Annotated in this window: 1 protein-coding gene; it reads left to right on the top strand. The window is 31.5% G+C overall.

The window, feature by feature from the left end; all coding sequences use genetic code 11:
• Positions 1–57: 57 nt before the first annotated feature.
• Positions 58–1,232 (top strand): IS3 family transposase gene (locus Q0075_RS04180; protein WP_297868415.1). Its coding sequence is split into 2 segments (ribosomal slippage): positions 58–325 and positions 325–1,232, totalling 1,176 coding nucleotides; the frame shifts between segments, so codons are not numbered across the junction.
• Positions 1,233–1,262: the final 30 nt, after the last annotated feature.

Raw genomic sequence — 1,262 nt, 5'->3', positions numbered from 1 at the left:
TGGATATACTAATTTAGCTTCCAGTTAAAGTTAAGAATAAAATCTTATTTTTAACATATGAAACGCGAGAGAAGAATTTATGATCCAGCTTTTAAGACAAAAGCAGTCCAATTAAGCAATGAAAGAGACAATATCTCAGAACTAGCTAGAGAACTAGGAATTAAAGTCACTTTGCTTTACAAATGGCGAAAAGAATATGAAGAATTTGGAGTAGGTAGTTTTCCTGGAAAAGGAAATCTTAAACTGACACCAGAGCAAGAAAAGATTCACGAGCTTGAGAAAAAGCTTAAGGATGCAGAACTAGAACGTGACATATTAAAAAAAGCAATCGGCATTTTTTCCAAGAGCGGTCGATGAAATATACGTTCATTAAAAATCATGAATACCTATTTCCGATTGAAAAAATGTGTAAGGTTTTAGAAATTGGCTCAAGTGGATATTATAAATGGAAAAACAAACCTATTTCTAATAGAATACTCAGAAAAAACAAAATAAAGCAACAAATAACGGACATTTATTTTGCCTCAAAACAGCGTTATGGAAGCCCAAGGATTACCATTGAATTAAATGCATTGGGCTATAATATTTCAAGGATAACTGTAGCAAAATACATGAAAGAGCTTGGTTTAAAAAGTAAGTTGAGTAAGAAATTTAAAATCACAACTGACTCAAAACACAATTATTTAGTAGTAGAAAATGTATTGAATAGAAACTTTATGGTTACCAATCCATCAAGAGTTTGGGTTTCCGACATAACTTACATCCAAACTAAAGAAGGGTTTTTATACCTAACAACAATTATTGATTTATACGACCGAAAAATGATTGGTTGGAGTTTAAGTAATGGAATGAATACTGAAGAAACCACACTTGCAGCTTGGAAAACGGCAATAAGAAGCCGAAAGGTTCAGAAAGGATTGATTTTTCACTCTGATAGAGGCGTTCAATATGCAAATAAGAAATTTGCTAATACAATTGAATCTTATGGCGTGATTAGAAGCATGAGTAGAAAAGGAAACTGCTGGGATAATGCAGTAGCTGAGAGCTTCTTTAAATCATTAAAGACAGAATTAATTTACGGTAATAAACTCATAACGAAACAACAAATGGAACTAGAAATCTTTGAATATATAGAAATCTGGTACAACAAAAAAAGACGACACGGTGCATTGAATTACAAAACAATAGAAGAATTTAATAATCAAAACAGCATTTACAAAAATGTCGCTTAACTTAAACTGTACTTTTTATTTGCATATCCA

Source organism: uncultured Flavobacterium sp. (assembly GCF_937967675.1).
GTDB lineage: Bacteria > Bacteroidota > Bacteroidia > Flavobacteriales > Flavobacteriaceae > Flavobacterium.
The sequence above is the reverse complement of the archived record's forward strand: the minus strand, read 5'-3'. Positions and strand labels throughout refer to the sequence as shown.